Genomic DNA, 19,766 nt, shown 5'->3' on the forward strand with positions numbered 1-19,766 from the left:
ACCGTGACACCTCCGCAGAGCAGCCGTGGATTAAGAGCAAACTCAAGGCTGATTTTCAGGCTATTTTCAGGCTTCCATGCCGCTCGATCGACAGGAACATTCCCCCGTCATAGATCCTTCACAGTCTCGGTGCAGGTCGCGTAGGGTGATGCCATCGACTCAGCAGAGCCGCCCTGTGCAACCCCCTGGCGATGACCCTCATCCCGGCGAGTCGCTATGAGAGGTGCAAAAGCGCAGGCAACGGTCCCGACCGGCATCCCGGTACGGGCGAACCCGAAGGAACACGATGACACCAGCCTCGAACAGGTTCGTCAGAACGGCGGTGGTGGCCGGGCTGACCGGCATCGCCTTGCTGTGCAGCGCTGCGGTTCCGGCGTCTGCTGCGCCGCCGTCGCCGCCGCAGCCGGGCGTGACAGCTGGCATTGACACCAATGCCAGCACCGCGCCGGCCAATAAGATCCACGGCAACCTGGCGGATGCTCAAGGCAAGGTCTCGGTCTACGTGCAGCTCTCCGGCCAGGGTGCCTACGAGGCCACCCAGCCACAGTCGGTGAAGAACAAACAGGCCGCCCCGGTGGATGCCAGCGGTGCGGTTCAGCAGATCCGCAGCTCGATTCAGCAGAAGGCCGACTCGGTGGCCCAGGCAGCATCGGCCAGCACCATCTACACCACCACGAACACCCTGCCCGGAGTGGCAATCACCGGCGATGCCACCGCGATCCGCGCGCTGGCCACGCGCAGTGACGTCGTGAAGATCACGCCCATTGTGTCCAAGAGTATTCCCGACAACAAGAACACGGATATCGACACCCGGGCGCTGAATACCTGGACCAGAACCGGCCAGACCGGCAAAGGCATCAAAATCGCGGTGATCGATACCGGTGTGGACTACACGCACACCGATTTCGGTGGCCCGGGCACGCAGGACGCCTACACGAAGGCAGCCGCCTCATCGACGCTGGTCCCGGGCACCTACGACCCGAACAAGTTCCTGGGCGGCTACGACCTGGCGGGCGACAGCTACGATGCCAACCCCAATGACTCAACGTACAACCCGGTCCCCACCCCCGATGCCAACCCACTGGACTGCCGGGCCGCCGGGCACGGATCCCATGTGGCCGGCACGGCCGCCGGCTATGGCGTCAACGAGGACGGCAGCACCTTCACCTCCGGCAAAAACGGGAATCCGCCCTATTCAGAACTTACTCCGGGAACGGTCAGCGGTATGCGCATCGGCCCCGGCTCCGCCCCTGAGGCCCAGATCATGGCCTTCCGGGTCTTCGGCTGCTACGGCAGCACCGACCTGGTGATCCAGGCGCTCGACCGGGCGCTCGATCCCAACCAGGACGGAAAGTTCGACGACCGCGCGGACATCATCAACATGTCCCTCGGCGCAGACTGGGCCACCACGGATGACCCGGAGAACGACGTCATCAACGAGCTGACCAAGAACGGCATCCTCTCGGTGGTCGCTTCCGGCAACGCTGGCGACTCCTATGACATTGGCGGTAGCCCCGGCAATGCGAAGACCTCGCTGACAGTGGCCAACTCGGTCGGTTCCAAGGTCGCGCTGGACCGGGTCGACGTGCTGGCCCCCACCGCAGGTCAGGCCGCCGGCCAGTACTCCGGCTTCGATGCTGCGAACTTCACCGCGGATCAGCTCAAGGGCACCGTTGTGATGGGGCCCGCCGGCACCAACGTCGAGGGCTGCCAGCCCTTCTCCGCAGCGGACGCAGCCCGGGTCAAGGATAAATGGGTCTGGCTGCACTGGACCGATGACTCTACCCGCCCGTGCGGTTCGGCCGTCCGGTTCAACAATGCGCAGGCCGCTGGCGCCAAGGGCGTCGTCCTCGACTCCGGTCTGGATGTCTTCGCCGCGGGCATCGCCGGCAATGCGACCATCCCGGGCGTCCAGCTGACCAAGACCTACTCCGATCAGCTGCGCCCCGCTGCCCAGGCCGGGACGCTCATCGTCGCGCTCAATGGCAGCTACCGCGGCACCGCCAGCGGAGTCTCCAACAAACTGGACACGCTTAATTCCTCCTCCTCGCGCGGCGTTCACGGCAGCAACGGCATCGTCAAGCCCGATGTCGCAGCCCCCGGCACCCTGATCGGCTCCGTGGGCGTGGGGACCGGCAATGGCGCCAGCGTCAAGTCTGGCACCTCGATGGCGACGCCGCACGTTGCCGGCATCGCCGCCCTGGTGATGGCACAGACCAAACTCCCGGCGCTGGCGGTCAAGGCCATCGTGATGAACACTGCGGTCCATGACATCTACAGCGGACAGTTCGTCTACGGACCCAACCGGGTTGGTTCCGGACGGGTGGATGCCCTGGACGGCACCACCACGAAGGCCTACGCCTATGCCACCGACGATCCCGAGCTGACCAGCCTGAGCTTCGGTGTGGTGGAGGTCGGTGACCAGCCGGTCAGCATCTCCAAGACGGTGACGGTGGCCAGCTTCGATTCTGCGGCACGCAGCTATGCCGCCACCTATCTGCCCGCCACCACCATCCCCGGGGTGAATTACCTGATCAGCCCGGCGGTCAACGTTCCGACGGGCGGCTCCGCGACGATCACGGTCACCCTGTCGATTCCGGATCCGAAGGCGCTGCGTAAGACGATGGACCCGACGTTGGAGAAGGTGCAGCTCAACAGCCCCCGGCAGTTCCTCGCGGATGCCTCGGGTCGGCTGGAGTTGAGCAGCCAGGGCGCGCCGAGCCTGCGGGTTCCGGTGTACACGGCACCCAAGCCGACATCTGCGATGACGGCCGGACCGGCGCTGACTTTCGCGAACACCACGGCGACGAGCACTCCGGTGACGCTGAGCGGTCGCCAGCTCAGCCAGGGCGCTCCGGGTGCCGACGGTTACAACGGCCTCGTCGCACCGTTTGTGTTGCAGACCTCCAGCCCGCGCATCGCCACGCTGGATCCCAGCGCGGCGAAGGGAGCCAAGGAAAATTCCAGCATCCGCGCAATGGATCTGCAGAACGTGGGCGTCTCCTCCACCGTTCCGGCGCTGAAGGCTGCCGGGCTCGATCCGCAGAAGGGTGACATCGCCTTCGGCATCAGCACCTGGGGCAACTGGCCGGCGCTGAGCAATTTCTATCGGATCTACATCAATATCGACACCAACAACGACGGCAAGCCTGATTACCGCCTGGGGCTCGCTCAGGCCACGGGTCTCGATCTGCCGTTGGTGCAGTTGCTGAAGATCAACCCGGACGGTTCCGGTACGCCCGTGAGCACTCGTCCGCTCAATGGCGTCAGCCCGGTGCTGGATACCAACATGATGGATACCAACGTGTTGGTCATGCCGGTCTCGCTGAGCGCGCTGGGCCTGGATGCCAGCAAGCCCGCACCGTTCAGCTACACCGTGACCACCTACTCGAACTATCTGGCGAAGGACGGCCAGCTGACCCCCGTGGACAGCACCACTGCCCAGACCTTCGATCCGGTCAACCCGGCTCTGTGGTTCGACAACGGTCAGCCCGGAACCTTGTTCTTCGATCGCGCTGACAATGCGCTGACCGCTCACAGGGCGGCCGACGCACCGGCCGGCACCAAGGTGCTCTTCCTGCACCTGCAGAATGCCACTGGGGACCTTGGAGCACAGGGCGATGGCGGCAAGAAGGCGGAGGTCGTTCCGCTCTCCTTCGCCTCCGGCAAGGTTCATGGCATCCCGGCCTTCGGTTTCCAGGGCTTCTACGGTGCGGTGCAGGGCAAGAGCTTCACCCCTGGAACTACGGTCTCGGTGATGCTCGATGGCGTCCCGGTCAAGAACCTGTTCCCAGCGAAAGTGAACCCGGGCGGGGTGGTGTTTGCGGTGTTCCAGATTCCGGCTGGCACCACGCCGGGTGAACATACCGTGACGCTCACCGATGAATCACGGATCACCGGATCCACCTCATTCACTGTCCTGAAATGTGGATGGTGACGGAAGGATCCTGACCAGCTGAGTGGCAGTAGGCTGAAAATCCTCGATTTTTGGACTGTTCGATTTTTGGACAACTACTGCCACTCAGTTGGGATGCGAGGGCCCGACCGTTGGGACGGGGAATACGCACCAGCACATGGGAGCATTCTGAGATGACCGACTTCGTGTACACGAGCTATCTCAAGACCACACCGGAGGAGCTCTGGCATGCCCTCACGGACTCGGATCTCATCCAGCGGTACTGGGGCGTCGCGCTGATCTCCGACTGGCAGGTGGGGTCAACCGTGGACTGGGTGGTGGGCGGAATCATCCTGGCCGATCCCGAGCAGGTCATTCTCGCTGCGGACCCGCTCCACACACTCAGCTTCACCTGGCACTCGATCACCGAGGAATTCGGCAGAGCGATCCAGGCTGATCCCGAGGAACTTGCGGTGATGGCCGCCGAAGACCGCTCGATGGCCACCTTCGAACTGACTCCGATGACCGGCATCGTCAAACTCACGCTCACCCATTCCGGCTTCGCCGAGGGCAGCGCACTTCGAGCGGGGATCTCAGAGGGCTGGCCGGCCATCCTGTCCAACCTCAAGACCTTCCTGGAAACCGGACAGCTCCTTCCCTTCGAGTAGCCCTTTCACCTCCAGCCGGCGGGAATGCACTGGACCGCGCGTCGGTTGGCACCAGAGTGAAGGTTGAAATCTGGTCAGATATCGCATGCCCCTGGTGCTACATCGGCAAGCGCCGGTTTGAGAGTGCACTCTCCGAGTTCCCGCACCGGGATGAGGTGGACGTGGAGTGGAAGAGCTTCCAGCTCGATCCCACGATCCCCGAGCACTACGACGGCACGGAACTGGACTACCTGAGCAAGCGCAAGGGAATGCCCGCCGATCGGGTGGCTCAGATGTTTGAGCACGTCAAGTCTCAGGCCGCCAGCGTTGGACTGGACTATGACTTCGGCTCCCTGGTCGTGGCAAATAGCCATCTGGGCCATGAGCTGATTCACTTCGCGGCCCAGTCCGGCGCACAGGACCTGGCCAAGGAACGCCTGCTCAAGCTGCACTTCGAGGAGGGCGGCGATATCGGCTCATGGGAGACTCTGGCCGGCGTCGCGGCTGAACTGGGCCTGGACGCCGATGCCGCCCGGACAGCCCTGACCGAGCGCACCTTTGAGGCGGCGGTGGATGCAGACATCGAGGAGGCTCAGAGCCTCGGCATTCAGGGCGTGCCGTTCTTCGTCATCGACCGCAAGTTCGGCATTTCCGGCGCGCAGAGCAGCGAGGTGTTCGGCCAGGCGCTGCGGGAGGCCTGGCGGGAAAGCCATCCTCTAGTCATGGTGGGCGAGTCCACCACAAGCTCCGACGGCCAGGACGCCCCGGCCTGCGGTCCAGACGGTTGCGCCCTCTGATCAGAACCGATCCGTGAGGCTCCTGCAGCGATAGCCTCGACAGACTAGGGATTTACTGACAAATCCGGCTAAACTGTCTCTATGCCTCGAATTGTCGCCTCCAGCAATGCCGCTCAGCGCGAGCTGACCCAGCGAAAAATCCTGGATTCCTTCGGGCAACTGCTCTTCTCCCATGGCCTGCCCGGGCTGACCATGACGGATGTGGCGCGGCAGGCCGGCGTTGGGCGGACCGCCGTGTACAACTACTATGCGGACCTGGAACAACTCCTGGTGGCCTACGCCCTGGATGAAACGGGCAGGTTCATCTCCGATCTGCGTCAGGAACTGGCCCGGTTGGACAATCCCGTGGACCAGCTGGCGTGCTACGTACGGGCACAGATCGAGGACCTCTCCAAGCGTCACCTGCCACCGGGCCCAGCGATGCGCTCCGTCCTCTCCGCCGATTCCTTCGCCAAGTTGTCGGTGCACGTGGGTGAGCTCAGTGCCCTGCTCCAGGACATTCTGCATCGGGCCATCGACGAGCAGTACTTGCCCGCCGCAGAGGTCAGCGATCTGGCCTATCTGATTCACGGCTCGCTCACGGCGAGCGCTTCCCGCGGCGGACGGCCCGGATCCACCCCGGACACAGCAGCGGAATCGGCTACGGACGATGACGGTGCGGCCGCCCGGCAGGCCCGCACCGAAGCCACGGTGCGTTTCATTCAGGCAGGCGTAGGTGCCCAGTTCGATGCCGACGGCCACCCGATCCGGAGGACGGGCAACGGCGCCTGAACGGCATTCAGACTACGGAGTGCAGACTATTTCACACCCGCGGTGCAACTGATGGTGCCCGGTGATTTATCCACCGCGGTGCCTGCCGTCGGAACTTTGAAGGTCTGCAGGAGGTAAACATCCACCGTGGCGTCAGCGCGGTCATCGTGACGGAACTCCAGGCCGGGGAGATTCCGTTGCAGATTGAAAGCCGCCGCCAGCCCCCCTGTTCCTGCGACGATCACGCCCGTCTTGGTACTGGCGATCTCCTTGTTCCCCACCGTTCCCACCTGGAAGCCCCGGCTGCGCAACTCGTTCGCCAGAGTGCCGGCCAGGCCGGGGACCTGGCTGGCGTTGTAGACATTCACGCTCACCGTGATGTTCTCCGGGTAGTTCAGCACCGTGGTGGGACAGTTCGGGTCTGCTGGGGCACTGCTGGAGGCCGAGGCAGACTGCGGCAGTTTGATGACTCCCTGGCTGATCAGCAGAGCGCCGGTCAGCGCCAGGACCAGAAGCAGGGCCAGAACTCCCAGAATGATGCCGTGCACCCGGCGGTAACGACGGCGCGTGAGCTGAGCATCCTTGGACTGATCGCCGAAGGCCGTCGCCAGGTCGGTGCTGTTGACCGGCCCAACATGCCCGAAGGCGTGCGGGCGCTCTGCCAGCCGCCGCTCTTCCTCCGCTGCCCGCTGCCGCTCCTTCTCTTCGCGCCTGGCCTGAACGGCTTCGCGCCTGGCCTGAATGGCTTCGCGCCTGGCCTGAGCAGCTTCGCGCCGCGCTGCCGCGGCGAGTTCACGCTGAAGCTTGGCTGGGGGCAAAGGAGGCTTAGGTGGCACGACGGGCTGGGAGCCGGTGGCGGGGCGGCCATCGGCCGCAGGCACAGATCCCGCAGGCTCAGCAACCTCGGCAGCCTCGGGGTCCGGGCCAGCGGGCTCCTCTGGCTTCGGTCCGGTCGACTCACTCATCTCGACTCACTCATCGAGGTTCAACACCCGGGCGTGCAGAATGGTCCGTTGATGGAGAGCCGTCCGCACCGCCCGGTGCAGACCGTCCTCCAGATACAGCGCGCCCTTCCACTGCACCACGTGCGGGAAGAGATCACCGAAAAAGGTGGAGTCCTCAGCGAGCAGCGCCGCCAGGTCCAGGGTGCTCTTGGTGGTGATCAACTCATCCAGGCGCACCTGCCGCGGCGCCACGGCCGCCCAGTCCTTGGGCGTCAAGAGCCCATGGTCCGGATACGGCTTAGTTTCGCCCACAGCTTTGAATATCACGTACCCAGCTTAAGGAAGAGTGACCGTCATGGCTTCCCATTCGTGCCCGGCGTGCACTGTTGTAGCCAAATGGTTACGCAGCCGACCCCGGCAGCACGGATTCGACCGCGGCACGGAGCGCATCGTCATCCGGCGTAACCTGTGAGCCGAACCGGCGTACGACCTCACCGGAGGGACTGATCAGGAACTTCTCAAAGTTCCATTTCACCTCGGTGGAACCGTCCTCGGCAGCCAACTGGGTCAGTCCGGCATACAGCGGGGCCTGCTCAGCACCCTTGACGTCCGTTTTGGCGGTCAGCGGAAAGGTCACGCCGAAGTTCCGGGTGCAGAACTCCACGATCTCCTCGTTGGTACCAGGTTCCTGGCCGCCAAACTGATTGGAGGGAACCCCCAGCACCTCGAGTCCGCGGTCACGGTACTCCGTGTACAGCTGCTCCAGCCCGGCATATTGCGGCGTGAAACCGCACTGACTGGCCACATTCACCACCAGCACGGCTTTTCCACGGAAGGTGCCAAAGGTCGTCATCTGCCCATTGCTCAACGTGAGAACGAGATTTTCATTGATGGTGGGGGCCTGATCAGTCATGGGAGCCTTCAATCCGGATAGTCAGAGACAACAGCTACTCCTGCGAACGCATCCGCTGGGTGAAGGTATTCCGACCCGCAGCGATTTGCACGTGCCCGGCAGCCCTGGCCAGACCGAAGAGCGGCATATTGGCATACACGGCCTCCCTGTTACGCGGGGCCAAACGGTACGTTTCATGCCAGACACCTACACTGCCGCTGGCGCCGATCTTTTTCATATAGCGACGCCAGGGAACCAGATGCGGCTGGTCCGGGCTGGAGGCGAAGGCCCGCAATTTGTCCGGCGAGGACCAGTAGCTGACCATGATGGTGGTGCGCCCAAACCACAGGTGATAGCCCAGCAGACCTAGTTCGGGACGGGATGCCAGCCGGGCGATCATTCCCGGCATGGCACAGAAGACCGGGAGCCACGCGCCCAGGTTCCAGAATCTGTTGATCCGCATGCCAATGAGAAAGACCGTCACCTCCTCGCCATCTGCGTTGACCGTGTAGCGACCGGGGAAAACCGAGGGTGCCATGATGTTCTCCTGAGGAGCGGCTCGAGTTTAATAACATCGTTACACAACATTGTTATGGAATTATGGGCTCATGGCAAGACCCCGAATTTACGATGACGAGCTGCGCCGCCGCCTGCTCGATACTGCGGCAGCCACGGTAGCCGCTGGCGGAACCGATGCTCTCAACCTGCGCACCATGGCTCAGGAATGTGAAACCTCCACCTCGGCCATCTATGCGCTCTTCGGCTCCAAGCCCGCTGTACTGGCAGCGGTGGCCCAGCACAGCGCAGACAGCTTCGCTACCTCACAGCATGCGCACGCCCCCGCCGAATCCGGGGTAGCCGATCTGCGAGCCCTGGGCCTGGCCTACCGACAGTGGGCCTTGGACCATCCGGCACTGTTCCAGCTCATGTTCCACCCCACGTTTTTTGCCGGCCTGGAGAGCCCTCAGCTGGAAGATCGCTCCAATGACTCCATCGAGCCATTGCGACGCGCCGTGCGCCGTGCGATAGCAGGTGGGGAGATCCGATTCAGCGATGAGCAGGCCGCCGTGCTGGCCATGTGGGGCATTTTGCATGGCATGGTCACCCTGGAGATGGGCGGCATCGAACCCCCTGCCATGCAGTTGAGCGAGAAGGACTGGCTGGGCGCATTCCATGCAGCGCTGGCTGGCTGGACCACCGCGCCGCTGTTCTGACCGCCACTTTCCCGGTCAGAACAGTTTTCTGATGAGAACAGTTCCCGGCTAGGACAGCGCGAGCTGATCCTTAAGAATGCCGCGCTGAACGGTGGCCGCCGCCAGATGCAGATCATGGCCAGCCTCGGTCAGTCCGACCAGCAGGGATCGCCGGTCATCCTGACAGGCCGCGCGCTCCACCAGCCCGGCCTTTTCCAGTCGATCCACAATTCGGGACAGTGCGCTCTGGGTCAGCGGCGAGCTTTCCGCGAGGTGCTTCATCCGGCAGGAGTCGTCAAATTTCTCCGCCAGAAGATCCAGGATTTCGAACTCGCTGCAGCCGATCTTGAAGCGGCTTTCCAGCTCACGCTCGATGGCGTTCGAGGTGCGCAGATAGACCGACTGGACTGAACGCCATTGCTCGACCAGTTGAGCATCTCCCGTGACCATGGCGCCCATCCTAGCATGACGAAGCATTAAATTCTAGAGCATTATTTTCCTTGTCAATCAATGACACGTCATGTACTTTGGTGCCATGACTGCGAATCAACGCCTCGCAACTGCCCCTCATCCCACTACTTCTGTTCTGCCCGGAGACCCCGCGGACAGTCACAATGCCAGCCATGCCCTCACCCAGAGCAGCGCACCTCGCACCTCCTGGTCGCTGGCCAAGATCATGCTGATCGTCGTACTCTGCACCGTGCTCGCTCTGGACGGCCTGGATGTCTCCATGGTCGGCGTCGCACTGCCTTCGATGGGCCACGAACTCGGCCTGAACACGGAGAGTCTGCAATGGATCGTCTCCGGCTATGTGCTGGGCTACGGTTCACTGCTGCTTCTCGGCGGCCGGCTGGCCGATCTCCTCGGCCGACGGAAAATCTTCCTGATCGCGCTGAGCATCTTCGCTCTGGCCTCCCTACTGGGCGGCCTGGTCAATGACCCCACTCTGCTGATCGCCACCCGCTTCATCAAGGGTCTGGCCGCCGCCTTCACGGCTCCCACCGGCTTCTCGATCATCACCACTAACTTCGCTGAAGGCAGCGAACGCAACCGTGCCATCTCGATCTACTCCACCTTCGGCGCCAGCGGCTTCTCCCTGGGACTGGTCCTGGGTGGCCTGATGACCTCGCTGAGCTGGCGCTGGACCTTCCTGGTCGCCGTGCCGGTCGCCGTCGCCGCCGTCCTGCTGGGACTGCGCTACATCCCCCGGGACAAGCCCTCCACAGACGGCCAGCATGGGCACGATATCGGTGGCGCGGTCACTCTGGCGCTCGGCATGCTCTCGCTCGTCTACACCGTGGTGTCCGCGCCGGGTGTCGGCTGGGCTGCCTGGCAGACCATCCTCGGCTTTGCGGTCTCCGCCGTACTGCTGACCACCTTCGCCCTGATCGAGGCCAAGGTCCGGCACCCGCTGATCCGGTTCGGCATCCTGCGTCAGGGCTGGGTGGCGCGCGCCAACCTGAGCATCATAGGACTGTTTGGCTCTTACCTGAGCTTCCAGTTCATCCTGACCATGTATCTGCAGAATGTGCTGGGCTGGTCGCCGCTCGGGATGGCTCTGGCGTTGCTGCCCACGGGTCTGATCGTGGTGGCGAGCTCACCGTTCGCCTCAGCGCTGATCGACCGGATCGGGGCGGTGCGCCTGATCATCGCAGGCCTCGCCTCGCTGTCGCTGGGCTACCTGTTGTTCCTGCACGTGGGAACCAGCCCCAACTACGCCCTGGATCTGCTGCCCTCGGTGCTGTTGCTGGGCGTCGGGTTCGCACTGGCCTTCCCCGCCATCAACGTCCAGGCCACGGCCGGGGTGCACGATGACGAACAAGGCCTCGCCGCAGGCCTGATCCAGACCAGCAGCCAGGTGGGTGCTGCACTGATCCTGGCCGTGACGACGGCGGTGGTCACGGGAGCGCAGGCCGGCCACGGCGAGCTGGGACCGGCGCGCATGCTGGACACCTTCCGCCCGGGCCTGATCCTCAGTGCGGTGATAGCCCTCGCGGCACTGGTGGTCGCGGCCATCCCACAACGCAAAGCCGCACGGGAAGCTCGCTGATCCCTCTGGCACTGCCTCCGCTCAGTGTCCAGTTGCGCACAGTCGCGGCACACACAGTCGCGGCGGCGGGAACTGTGCGCAACTGGACACTGAGCGATCGATACTAAGTGACCGGAGACTCCAGGACGCTTAGCGGATAGCAACCCCAGGACGCAGGAATGCCCCCGATCCGGAGATCGGGGGCATTCCTGCGTCCTGGGACTTTGTCCCTGAGCTGCGCTCCCGGGACACTGGCGGAGGATGGGGGATTTGAACCCCCGAGGGCGTTAACCCAACACGCGTTCCAGGCGTGCGCCATAGGCCGCTAGGCGAATCCTCCTTGCTTCCCAGGCCACTCTCGGTGCCCATAGAAAAGCAGACTCTAGACTACCCGAGCTGATCCCCATCACGAAATTGATACCGGAGATACAGGAACAGGCCACCCCGGGCAGGCGCCCGCCCCTGAGGTGAAAACATCCTCGCCCAGATCTGAGTAGAATAGACGGCAGCCCCTCGTGTGGCGTCATCCTGCGAACTCCCCCAGGACCGGAAGGTAGCAAGGGTAAGTAGGCTCTGGCGGGTGCACGAGGGGTCCTTTCGTTGTCTGGGGATGGTCATGGAGTTCACTGCATCGGCTGGTCGATTCGCTCCCAGCCCCTCCGGGGATCTGCATCTGGGGAATCTGCGCACTGCCGTGCTTGCCTGGCTCTTCGCCCGCTCCACAGGCCGCCGCTTCCTGCTCCGAATCGAAGATCTGGACCGGGTGCGTGCCGGTTCCGAAGCCGGCCAGATTCGCGATCTGGAACGACTCGGCCTGGACTGGGACGAGCCCCCGCAGCGGCAGAGCGATCGGCTGGAACGGTACCAGGACGCCAGCGGCCGCCTCCGCGACGCAGGCCTGCTCTACGAATGCTTCTGCACCCGCCGCGACATCGCCCAGGCGGCATCAGCACCGCACAGCATCCCCGGTGAATACCCGGGGACCTGCCGCGAGCTCACCGAGACCGAGCGTGCCGAACGGCGCAGCGAACGCCCCGCAGCCTGGCGGTTGCGCACGCCGCTGCACCGTTTCACAGTTCAGGATGAGCTCCACGGCAGCTATCAGGGGCCGGTGGATGACTTTGTGGTGGTCCGCAACGACGGAACGCCCGCCTACAACCTGGCGGTGGTGGTCGATGACGCAGCGCAGGGCATCGATCAGGTGGTCCGGGGAGACGATCTGCTCAGCTCCGCGCCGCGTCAGGCCGCCCTGGGCTCCCTGCTGGGCTTTGCCACTCCGTACTATGCGCATGTTCCGCTCGCCCTGAATCCCCAGGGGCAGCGGCTCGCTAAACGTGACGGCGCGGTCACGCTCTCCGAGGTGGGGCTCGATGCCGCCCGCGGCCTGATTTTCGACTCGCTGGGCCTGCCACCCAGCCTGGCGGAGGCCCTGGAGGCCTTCGATCCGCAGGAGCTGCCGCGCGGGCCGTGGGTCGTCCACCCCACAACTGTCGGCCAGGAAGCACTCAGTTAAGAATGTCCGTCCCTCACGATAGGGTTTCCACGTGACCACAGCTCTGTATCGCCGGTACCGGCCAGACACCTTTGCCGAGGTGATCGGGCAGGAGCATGTCACCGAGCCGTTGATGGCGGCGCTGCGGAAGAACCGGGTCAATCATGCCTATCTCTTCTCCGGCCCGCGCGGCTGCGGAAAAACCACCTCGGCCCGTATTCTGGCCCGCTGCCTCAACTGCGCCCAAGGACCTATCGACATCCCGTGTGGGGTGTGCCCCAGCTGTGTGGAGCTGGCCACCGGGGGGCCTGGCAGCCTTGACGTGATCGAGATCGATGCCGCCAGCCACGGCGGTGTGGATGATGCCCGCGATCTTCGCGAACGGGCCACCTTTGCCCCGGTGCGGGACCGGTACAAGATTTTCATCATCGATGAAGCTCATATGGTCACCAGCGCAGGCTTCAACGCCCTGCTGAAAATCGTTGAAGAACCGCCGGAACACATCAAGTTCATCTTTGCCACCACGGAGCCGGACAAGGTCATCGGCACCATCCGTTCGCGGACCCACCACTACCCCTTCCGCCTGGTTCCGCCCGAGCCGCTGATGGCGTACCTGCAGGAACTGTGTGAGCGGGAGCATGTCCCGGTGGCTCCGGGGGTGCTCTCCCTGGTGGTCCGGGCCGGAGGAGGATCCGTCCGGGACACCCTTTCCGTGCTGGATCAGCTCATGGCCGGGGCCACTGACGCGGGCCTGGACTACGAGCGTGCCGTGGCACTGCTCGGCTACACCCACTCCTCACTGCTCGACTCCGTGGTCGATGCTCTGGCGGCATCGGATGCGGGCACCGTTTTCCGTGCTGTGGACCGGGTCATCCAGACTGGTCTGGACCCGCGGCGCTTTGTGGAAGACCTACTGGAACGCTTCCGCGACCTGATCATTGTCCAGGCCCTGCCGGAGAATGCCGGTGCGATTCTGCGCGGAACGCCCGAGGATCAGATCGCCAAAATGCGCCAGCAGTCCACCCAGCTGGGGCGGGCAGAGCTCTCCCGCGCTGCGGACGTCTGCAATTCGGCGCTGACCGACATGAGTGGGGCCACGTCTCCACGGCTGCATCTGGAACTGCTGTGCGCTCGCCTGCTGCTGCCCGGCGCGGAGCAGGGCGAGCGTGGTCTGGCCGCCCGGCTGGATCGGGTCGAGCGACGCCTCAGCTACGCCGGATCCCCCGAATCAGGGTCCGTTGGCGCTGCACCTGAGGTCGGGCGTGCTGAGGCTCGGTCCGCCGTGGCTCAAACGAGTGAGGGGCTCCGACCGGAAACCGACCCGGCAGAAACCTCGTCGGCAGTAACCCGCACCGAACCGCAGCGTGAGGAGAGTGCCGCCAGCACCGGGCGGCCGGACGACTGGCCCTCCACAGCGCAGCCCGGCGCGGGCCGTCCTCGCACTGCACCGTCCGATTCCCCTGCACGCCCCGACTCCGCTGCACGCGCCGATGCCGCCGCATCTGCGGCACAGCCCGCGCCCAACGACGGCATCGAGATGCTCCGCCGGGCCTGGCCGGATGTGCTGGCCGCCTTGAGCAAGGTCAAACGGTCCAGCTGGGCTCTGATTGAGGCCAACGGCACCCCACTGAGCTTCGACGGAACCACCCTGATCCTGGGGTTTGCCACCGATGGTCTGGCCTCCGCCTTCACCCGCGGCGAGCACGGTCAGAATCTGGTCAGCGCCATCGCGTCAACGCTAGGCCTGAACTGCAAAGTCGCGGCAACAACCCATTCGGGCGGGAGCTCTGCACCCAACCCAAAAGCACCGGCTGAGCCGCCCCGGGAGGCGGCCACTCGACGCGATGTGCCCTCTTACGTGGCGCCGTCCTCCAGTGCGCCCTCGTACGAGCCGCACCCCGACGAACCGCCACTCACCGAGCCTCCGGAGGAGGACTATCCCGAACCGGAGCCCCGGCGTTATTCACCACCACCGCTGGACGAATCTCGAGAGCAGATCTGGAGCTCGGCTCCCCTAGCTCCCGAGGCCGCCGATACTCCGCCTTCGCGCGGCTCCTCATTTGCCGCGTCACTGGCCTCAACCCTGGCGGCATCGGTCATCTCGCCAGCACCATCGGAATCCTCTCCTCCCTCCTCTGAGTCCTCCGCACCGACTGCCTCGAGAGTGGCTGCTTCAGGCTCTCGGGAGGCCCAGCGACCAGCGTCCATTCCGGTACATCAGATCACCGAGGTGGCCGACCCGGGCTGGGGCAACCCACAGGAGGCACCGGACTGGATGACCGGGGGCCAACAAGCTGGCAGCCCAGAAGCCGATGGCGCGCAGGCTGGTGGAACCGAAAACACCGATCCGGCGCACAGCAGTGACGCCGCACCGGCGCGACCCGAGACAGCAGGCCAGAGCCTGTACCAGCGACTGAGCCAACAGGCGCACAGTTCCCAGCCTCAGGGGGCGCAACCCGGCGGGGCGGCTTCCGACAGGGCATCGGCCTCAGCTCCGGAACCAGCGGCCATGCCTGTGGAGGATGTGCCGAGCGCCGATGACGAGACTATTGAAGAGTCGGTAACCGTGGGCCGCGCGGCCGTCGAACGTATTCTGGGTGGCAGGCTCGTTGAAGAGCGCCCGCTCTCCTAGCACCGGGCCCCCGCACTCAGATCACCCGCCGCACGATCGCCCGCTTCACGACCACCCACTGGACGCAAAACTGGAGGCAACACCATGTACGAAGGTGCAGTCCAAGAACTGATCGACGAGCTGGGCCAGCTGCCCGGCATCGGACCTAAATCCGCCCAGCGACTTGCCTTCCACATCCTGGAGGCGGATCCGGAGGATATGAACCGGCTCGTTGCAGCGATCAGCACGGTCAAGGAACGGGTCAAGCACTGCACCATCTGCGGCAATGTCTCCGAAGAAGAAACGTGCAGCATCTGCCGGGACCCGCGTCGCGACGGCAGCGTGATCTGTGTGGTGGAGGAATCCAAAGACGTGATGGCGGTGGAGCGAACCCGCAGTTTCCGCGGGCGCTACCACGTGCTCGGCGGCGCCATCAACCCGATTGCCGGGATCGGCCCGGAGCAACTGCGCATCCGTGAGCTTCTCAACCGACTCAGCGACAGCGAGGTGCAGGAGATCATCATCGCCACCGATCCCAACCTTGAGGGGGAGGCAACCGCGACGTACCTGGCCCGCATGCTCAAAACCATCGGCATCACGGTCACCCGTCTGGCCTCCGGCCTGCCAGTGGGCGGCGACCTCGAATACGCGGACGAGATCACTCTCGGCCGGGCCTTCGAAGGCCGCCGCAACGCACTGACGTAGTCGGCTCAGCCCTCGATCTGAGGGCTTCCGGCGATGTTGACCATCCAGGACACGCCAAACTGATCGGTCAGCTGACCAAAGCTGTCGCCCCAGGGCGCCTGGTTCAATGGCAGAGTGATCTGGCCCCCTTCGGCCAGCTTCTCCCAGTAGCCGCGGAGTTCAGGCTCATCGTCCCCGCTCAGGGACAGCGTGCCATTGGCAGAGAGTTCCATGCCTGGCATGCTCCGTGGAAGGTCTGCAGCCATCACCGTCAGCGGCCCTGCCAACAACATTCCATGCATGATCTTGTGGTCTTCAGAGGGGTCGGTGCCCATGGGGATATCGGCGAAGGTGCTCAGCGTCAGCTCGCCGCCGAAGACGCCCTGGTAGTAGGTCAGGGCATCGCGCGCGGTGCCGTCGAAGTTCAGATAAGGATTCAAACGGGTTGTCATGATGCACTCCCTCGGTGAACGCGTTGGGGCCCGGTCACCCCACCCGCACGGCTCATTCTAGAAGCCTCCGGAGCTCAGCAACACCCCCCGGTTCTCGCCGGCGGACATCTGACCAATCACGCCAAAAGTGTGCCCTGGGCGCAGGATTCACAGATAACTTCCCTCAAACATCAGATAAACCTGTTGACCGTCTGTGAATTTGCTATTAGATTCGTCTCAGCATTCTGCTCATTGTTTCACGGTTTTTCCACATTCTTCTCAAAGGAGAGATCTCTGTGCCACGACACCTCGGCGTACTCGCCAGCCTGACTGGGGTCCTGCTGCTGGCCACCGCCTGCGGCTCCTCGACCCCCACCAGTAATGTCCCCCAGGATGACAACGCAACCCTGGAGGTCTGGACCCGCACCACGCCTGGCGGCTCCGGCGAACAGGGGCTGAAAAAGCTGGCTGCCGCCTTCGAAGCCAAAACCGGCAAAAAGGTCAACGTCACCGCGATCTTCGATGACTTCGAAACCAAACTCGCCCAGAGTGCCGCACAGAAGCACCTGCCCGACCTGGTGCTCAACGATTCCTCCCAACTGGGCACCATGGTCACCCAGGGCATCGTTCGCGAGGTCAAGCTGGACACCCTCTCCAACGGCAAGGATCTGCTCGCACCGGCGCTTCAGGCAGCCAAGGCCACCGACGGAAAATACTATGGCGTCCCCTACTCCGCCCAGTCCTCCGCGCTGTTGATCCGCAAGGACTGGCGCACCAGGCTCGGGCTGCCGGTGCCCACCACTCGCGATGATCTTCTCGCCCTGGCGAAAGCCTTCGCCACGCAGGATCCGGACGGCAACGGCAAAGCGGATACCGCTGGTCTGGCGGTTCCTGGCTCCACCAAGCGAGGCTACGCCTCCTGGTATTTCTCCAATTTCCTCTGGGCAGATGGCGGCGATTTCGTCACGGCGAAGGATGGCGGAAAGTTCAGCCCCTCGATGAGCACGCCGGAGGCTGTGGCCTCCGCCCAGTGGTTCACCGATCTGCAGTGCAAGAGCAAGGTCATGCAGCCCGGTGCCGCCTCAATGGACACCCCGCCGACCAATGAGACCTTTGAATCCGGCAAGGCCGGGATGTACGTGGTGGGCCCCTACCTGCTGCCCCGTTTCGACAAGACTCTGGGCGCTGATAAGTATGAGGTGGTGCCGATGCCCAAGGGCGCCAAGGACGCTTCGGTGCTGGCCGAAGGCGGCAGCGTCTACCTGATGGCCGGGTCCAGAAATGAAAAGGGCCAGGATGCTTTTGCGGACTATGTCATCAGCCCGGAGGGGCAGAAGGTGGGCATGGAGGGCGATGGCGCCTTCATCATCCAGCTGCCGGTGAACAAGAACGTCAATGTCAGTGATGTCCGCAAGGACCCTCGCTGGGATGTGTACGCCAAGACCTACGCCGATGCCGGCCACTACGCCCCGTCTCTGCCCAACTGGACAGCGATCCGGCAGAGCAGCGCGGACACGCTCAATGCACTGATCGCTGACTGCAGCCTCAATGTGGGCTCCGAGTTGAAGAAGCTGGACGGCAAAATTGCCGAGTCGCTCGCCCAGCAGGGCATCGGCGCGTCATGACCGTCAGTTCCGCAGCCCGGCGGCGCCGGCGCTTTGGCCCCTGGTGGGTGCCGTGGCTCTTCCTGGCCCCCGCCCTGGTGTTGTTCACCTACTTCAAGTTCATCCCGATGGGCAATGCGTTTCTGATGTCCTTCCAGGACGTCAAGCCCTATCTGGGCAACGCCTGGGTCGGCCTGGCCAACTACACCGAAATTCTGGCTTCCTCCTCCTTCCGCGGCGCGGCCTGGAACACGGTGGTCCTGGCGCTGGGCCAGACTGTCGGCTCGCTAGGGCTCGGTCTGGTGCTGGCCCTGCTGGTGGAAGGCCAGACCCGCAAGCTCTCCTTCATCCGTTCGGCAGCCTTCCTGCCGGTCGTCGTCCCACTGGCCGTGATCGCCGAGCTGTGGCGGATCATGTACCACCCCACAGCGGACGGCCTGATGAACAGCATTCTGGGCCTGGTCGGGCTGGGGCCCTCGAGCTTCATCAACAGCCCGGATTCCTCGATGGCCTCCATCGTGGTGATGGGCATCTGGCGCGGGGCACCCTACGACATGATGATCATCCTGGCCGGGCTGGCCGGCATCGACCGCGGGCTGTATGAGGCAGTGACGGTCGATGGCGCCAACCGCTTCCAGCGCATCCTCCATGTCACGTTGCCAGGGCTGCGTCCGGTGTTCTCCATCCTGTTCATCCTGGCCGCCATCCGCGGATTCCGGGTCTTCACCGAGGTGTTCCTGATGACCAACGGCGGCCCGAACGGCTCCACCGAGGTGGTCATGACGCTGATCTACAAGCTTGGGCTGGAACAGAACCGACTCGGCGTGGGCTCTGCCGGAGCGGTGCTGCTGCTCCTGGCCACCCTGGTTCTCACCCTGTCCGTTCAGCTGCTGCGCCGAAGGAGCAAAGAAGCATGAGTGCCGCTACCGAAACCGCCCTTGGGCTGACCGAGAGCCGCGGCCCAGTGGCCCGCACGCTGAAGGTCATCATCTATGCTCTGGTGATCACGGTTTTTGCCGGCCCCCTGCTGGCCCTGCTGGTCAGTTCCTTCCTGCATGTCTCGGACCCGACGCAGTTGAGCATCATCCCGAACAACCCCACACTGGACAATTTCGCCATCGCCTTCAACTTCGGGGTGGCCAAATATCTGGCCAATTCCTTCTTCGTGGTGGGTTTCGGCCTGGTGCTGCAGGTCATCGTCTCGGTCCTGGCTGGCTACGCCCTGGCGCGTAAGAAGTTCCGGTTCTCGGCACTGGTCATGGTGGCGGTGCTGGCCACCATGATGCTGCCGGAGGAGATTCTGGCCCTGCCGCTGACCGTGATTCTGGGCGATCTACCGCTGCTGCACGTCAATCTCATGGGTTCGATCGCGGGCATGGTCCTGCCGCTGGGCGCCTGGGCTTTCTCGATCCTGGTGATGACGGAGTTCATGAAGGATGTTCCAGTGGAGCTGGAGGAGGCGGCCAGGCTCGATGGCGCCAGCGAGTTCCGCGTGTTCAGCCAGATCATCCTCCCGCTGTGCCGCCCGGCACTGGGGATCGCCGGAGTCTTCGGCTTCACCATGATCTGGGATCAGTACCTGTTGCCGCTGCTGGTGGCGACCAATTCCTCCACCTACACGCTGCCCCTGGCGCTACGGACGCTGCGGATCGATCCCGTGGTCACCCCTGGCGTTGTGATGGCCGCATCCCTGCTCGCTCTAGTGCCCTCCGTTATCGTCTTCCTGCTCTTCCAGCGATCCTTTGCCAAGGGCCTCACCTCCGGAGCCCTCAAAGGCTGATCTGTCACTACCCCTCG

General features: G+C 64.0%; 18 protein-coding genes, 1 tRNA gene and 1 other RNA gene. 13 read left to right on the plus strand and 7 right to left on the minus strand.

The features are described from left to right. Nucleotides 1–286: 286 nt before the first annotated feature. From QQM37_RS05050 to QQM37_RS05065, 4 genes are all read left to right on the plus strand, one after another. On the plus strand, nucleotides 287–3,937 hold the full coding sequence (locus tag QQM37_RS05050) for a S8 family peptidase (RefSeq protein WP_285725486.1): 3,651 nt from the start codon (nucleotides 287–289) through the stop codon (nucleotides 3,935–3,937). A gap of 152 nt (nucleotides 3,938–4,089) precedes the next feature. Next, nucleotides 4,090–4,563 carry an SRPBCC family protein gene (locus QQM37_RS05055; protein WP_285725487.1) on the plus strand — a complete coding sequence of 158 codons (474 nt, stop codon included), beginning with the start codon at nucleotides 4,090–4,092 and terminating at the stop codon, nucleotides 4,561–4,563. Nucleotides 4,564–4,619: 56 nt separating this feature from the next. Further along, the gene (locus QQM37_RS05060) at nucleotides 4,620–5,339 is read left to right on the plus strand and encodes a DsbA family oxidoreductase (RefSeq protein WP_285725488.1); all 720 of its coding nucleotides are present in this window, start codon (nucleotides 4,620–4,622) and stop codon (nucleotides 5,337–5,339) included. Between the two features lie 81 nt (nucleotides 5,340–5,420). After that, nucleotides 5,421–6,110 carry a TetR/AcrR family transcriptional regulator gene (locus tag QQM37_RS05065; RefSeq protein WP_285725490.1) on the plus strand — a complete coding sequence of 230 codons (690 nt, stop codon included), beginning with the start codon at nucleotides 5,421–5,423 and terminating at the stop codon, nucleotides 6,108–6,110. 26 nt (nucleotides 6,111–6,136) lie between these two features. Here the strand turns inward: QQM37_RS05065 and QQM37_RS05070 are convergent, their stop codons facing one another. The 4 genes from QQM37_RS05070 to QQM37_RS05085 all read right to left on the minus strand — a co-directional run bounded on the left by QQM37_RS05070 (nucleotide 6,137) and on the right by QQM37_RS05085 (nucleotide 8,463). After that, a complete protein-coding gene (locus tag QQM37_RS05070) occupies nucleotides 6,137–7,054 on the minus strand; it encodes a LytR C-terminal domain-containing protein (protein ID WP_285725491.1) in 918 nt (305 codons plus the stop codon). 6 nt (nucleotides 7,055–7,060) lie between these two features. Further along, the gene (locus tag QQM37_RS05075) at nucleotides 7,061–7,360 is read right to left on the minus strand and encodes a type II toxin-antitoxin system VapB family antitoxin (RefSeq protein ID WP_285725492.1); all 300 of its coding nucleotides are present in this window, start codon (nucleotides 7,358–7,360) and stop codon (nucleotides 7,061–7,063) included. Between the two features lie 73 nt (nucleotides 7,361–7,433). Next, complete coding sequence (locus QQM37_RS05080) at nucleotides 7,434–7,946, minus strand: glutathione peroxidase (protein WP_285725493.1); 513 nt, start codon at nucleotides 7,944–7,946, stop codon at nucleotides 7,434–7,436. Nucleotides 7,947–7,980: 34 nt separating this feature from the next. Continuing rightward, nucleotides 7,981–8,463 (minus strand): DUF4188 domain-containing protein, encoded by a 483-nt coding sequence (locus QQM37_RS05085; protein WP_285725494.1) that lies wholly within the window; start codon nucleotides 8,461–8,463, stop codon nucleotides 7,981–7,983. A 70-nt stretch (nucleotides 8,464–8,533) separates the two neighbouring features. On the opposite strand from QQM37_RS05085, the gene QQM37_RS05090 reads away from it, so the two are divergent. Beyond that, complete coding sequence (locus tag QQM37_RS05090; RefSeq protein WP_285725495.1) at nucleotides 8,534–9,139, plus strand: TetR-like C-terminal domain-containing protein; 606 nt, start codon at nucleotides 8,534–8,536, stop codon at nucleotides 9,137–9,139. 48 nt (nucleotides 9,140–9,187) lie between these two features. Here the strand turns inward: QQM37_RS05090 and QQM37_RS05095 are convergent, their stop codons facing one another. Beyond that, complete coding sequence (locus QQM37_RS05095; RefSeq protein ID WP_285725496.1) at nucleotides 9,188–9,568, minus strand: MarR family winged helix-turn-helix transcriptional regulator; 381 nt, start codon at nucleotides 9,566–9,568, stop codon at nucleotides 9,188–9,190. 85 nt (nucleotides 9,569–9,653) lie between these two features. Here QQM37_RS05095 and QQM37_RS05100 point away from each other — a divergent pair, with 85 nt between their 5' ends. Beyond that, nucleotides 9,654–11,168 (plus strand): MFS transporter, encoded by a 1,515-nt coding sequence (locus tag QQM37_RS05100; protein ID WP_285725497.1) that lies wholly within the window; start codon nucleotides 9,654–9,656, stop codon nucleotides 11,166–11,168. Between the two features lie 231 nt (nucleotides 11,169–11,399). Here QQM37_RS05100 and QQM37_RS05105 read toward each other — a convergent pair. Beyond that, a tRNA-Ser gene (locus tag QQM37_RS05105) sits at nucleotides 11,400–11,487 on the minus strand. Between the two features lie 164 nt (nucleotides 11,488–11,651). On the opposite strand from QQM37_RS05105, the gene ffs reads away from it, so the two are divergent. The 4 genes from ffs to recR all read left to right on the plus strand — a co-directional run bounded on the left by ffs (nucleotide 11,652) and on the right by recR (nucleotide 15,955). Next, nucleotides 11,652–11,747, plus strand: an RNA gene (gene ffs / locus QQM37_RS05110) — signal recognition particle sRNA small type. Nucleotides 11,748–11,763: 16 nt separating this feature from the next. Next, nucleotides 11,764–12,660 carry a tRNA glutamyl-Q(34) synthetase GluQRS gene (gluQRS, locus tag QQM37_RS05115; RefSeq protein WP_285725499.1) on the plus strand — a complete coding sequence of 299 codons (897 nt, stop codon included), beginning with the start codon at nucleotides 11,764–11,766 and terminating at the stop codon, nucleotides 12,658–12,660. A gap of 31 nt (nucleotides 12,661–12,691) precedes the next feature. Further along, nucleotides 12,692–15,271, plus strand: a complete 2,580-nt coding sequence (locus QQM37_RS05120) for a DNA polymerase III subunit gamma and tau (RefSeq protein WP_285725500.1) — start codon at nucleotides 12,692–12,694, stop codon at nucleotides 15,269–15,271. A gap of 84 nt (nucleotides 15,272–15,355) precedes the next feature. Beyond that, nucleotides 15,356–15,955: a recombination mediator RecR gene (recR, locus tag QQM37_RS05125; RefSeq protein ID WP_285725501.1), complete on the plus strand. Its 600-nt coding sequence runs from the start codon at nucleotides 15,356–15,358 to the stop codon at nucleotides 15,953–15,955. Nucleotides 15,956–15,960: 5 nt separating this feature from the next. On the opposite strand, the gene QQM37_RS05130 is transcribed toward recR, so the two are convergent. Then, entirely contained in the window at nucleotides 15,961–16,386 is a 426-nt protein-coding gene (locus QQM37_RS05130) for a VOC family protein (protein ID WP_285725502.1), read from the minus strand. 275 nt (nucleotides 16,387–16,661) lie between these two features. On the opposite strand from QQM37_RS05130, the gene QQM37_RS05135 reads away from it, so the two are divergent. Genes QQM37_RS05135 through QQM37_RS05145 form a run of 3 tightly spaced genes read left to right on the plus strand, consistent with a single transcriptional unit; the run spans nucleotide 16,662 to nucleotide 19,749 of the window. Beyond that, nucleotides 16,662–17,990 (plus strand): sugar ABC transporter substrate-binding protein, encoded by a 1,329-nt coding sequence (locus tag QQM37_RS05135; protein WP_285725503.1) that lies wholly within the window; start codon nucleotides 16,662–16,664, stop codon nucleotides 17,988–17,990. After that, complete coding sequence (locus tag QQM37_RS05140) at nucleotides 17,987–18,886, plus strand: carbohydrate ABC transporter permease (protein ID WP_285725504.1); 900 nt, start codon at nucleotides 17,987–17,989, stop codon at nucleotides 18,884–18,886. Before QQM37_RS05135 ends, QQM37_RS05140 begins: the two co-directional genes overlap by 4 nt. After that, the gene (locus tag QQM37_RS05145; protein WP_285725506.1) at nucleotides 18,883–19,749 is read left to right on the plus strand and encodes a carbohydrate ABC transporter permease; all 867 of its coding nucleotides are present in this window, start codon (nucleotides 18,883–18,885) and stop codon (nucleotides 19,747–19,749) included. The genes QQM37_RS05140 and QQM37_RS05145 overlap by 4 nt, the downstream gene beginning before the upstream one ends. The last annotated feature ends 17 nt before the right edge of the window (nucleotides 19,750–19,766 follow it).

The organism is Psychromicrobium xiongbiense (genome assembly GCF_030271165.1).
In the GTDB taxonomy this organism is placed as follows: domain Bacteria; phylum Actinomycetota; class Actinomycetes; order Actinomycetales; family Micrococcaceae; genus Renibacterium; species Renibacterium xiongbiense.

Coding starts and splice junctions, on each gene's coding strand:
- gluQRS (WP_285725499.1), top strand. CDS start 11,764: ATGGAGTTCACTGCATCGGCTGGTCGATTCGCTCCCAGCCCCTCCGGG.
- QQM37_RS05065 (WP_285725490.1), top strand. CDS start 5,421: ATGCCTCGAATTGTCGCCTCCAGCAATGCCGCTCAGCGCGAGCTGACC.
- QQM37_RS05070 (WP_285725491.1), bottom strand. CDS start 7,054: ATGAGTGAGTCGACCGGACCGAAGCCAGAGGAGCCCGCTGGCCCGGAC.
- recR (WP_285725501.1), top strand. CDS start 15,356: ATGTACGAAGGTGCAGTCCAAGAACTGATCGACGAGCTGGGCCAGCTG.
- QQM37_RS05050 (WP_285725486.1), top strand. CDS start 287: ATGACACCAGCCTCGAACAGGTTCGTCAGAACGGCGGTGGTGGCCGGG.
- QQM37_RS05090 (WP_285725495.1), top strand. CDS start 8,534: ATGGCAAGACCCCGAATTTACGATGACGAGCTGCGCCGCCGCCTGCTC.
- QQM37_RS05130 (WP_285725502.1), bottom strand. CDS start 16,386: ATGACAACCCGTTTGAATCCTTATCTGAACTTCGACGGCACCGCGCGC.
- QQM37_RS05095 (WP_285725496.1), bottom strand. CDS start 9,568: ATGGTCACGGGAGATGCTCAACTGGTCGAGCAATGGCGTTCAGTCCAG.
- QQM37_RS05140 (WP_285725504.1), top strand. CDS start 17,987: ATGACCGTCAGTTCCGCAGCCCGGCGGCGCCGGCGCTTTGGCCCCTGG.
- QQM37_RS05145 (WP_285725506.1), top strand. CDS start 18,883: ATGAGTGCCGCTACCGAAACCGCCCTTGGGCTGACCGAGAGCCGCGGC.
- QQM37_RS05080 (WP_285725493.1), bottom strand. CDS start 7,946: ATGACTGATCAGGCCCCCACCATCAATGAAAATCTCGTTCTCACGTTG.
- QQM37_RS05085 (WP_285725494.1), bottom strand. CDS start 8,463: ATGGCACCCTCGGTTTTCCCCGGTCGCTACACGGTCAACGCAGATGGC.
- QQM37_RS05100 (WP_285725497.1), top strand. CDS start 9,654: ATGACTGCGAATCAACGCCTCGCAACTGCCCCTCATCCCACTACTTCT.
- QQM37_RS05055 (WP_285725487.1), top strand. CDS start 4,090: ATGACCGACTTCGTGTACACGAGCTATCTCAAGACCACACCGGAGGAG.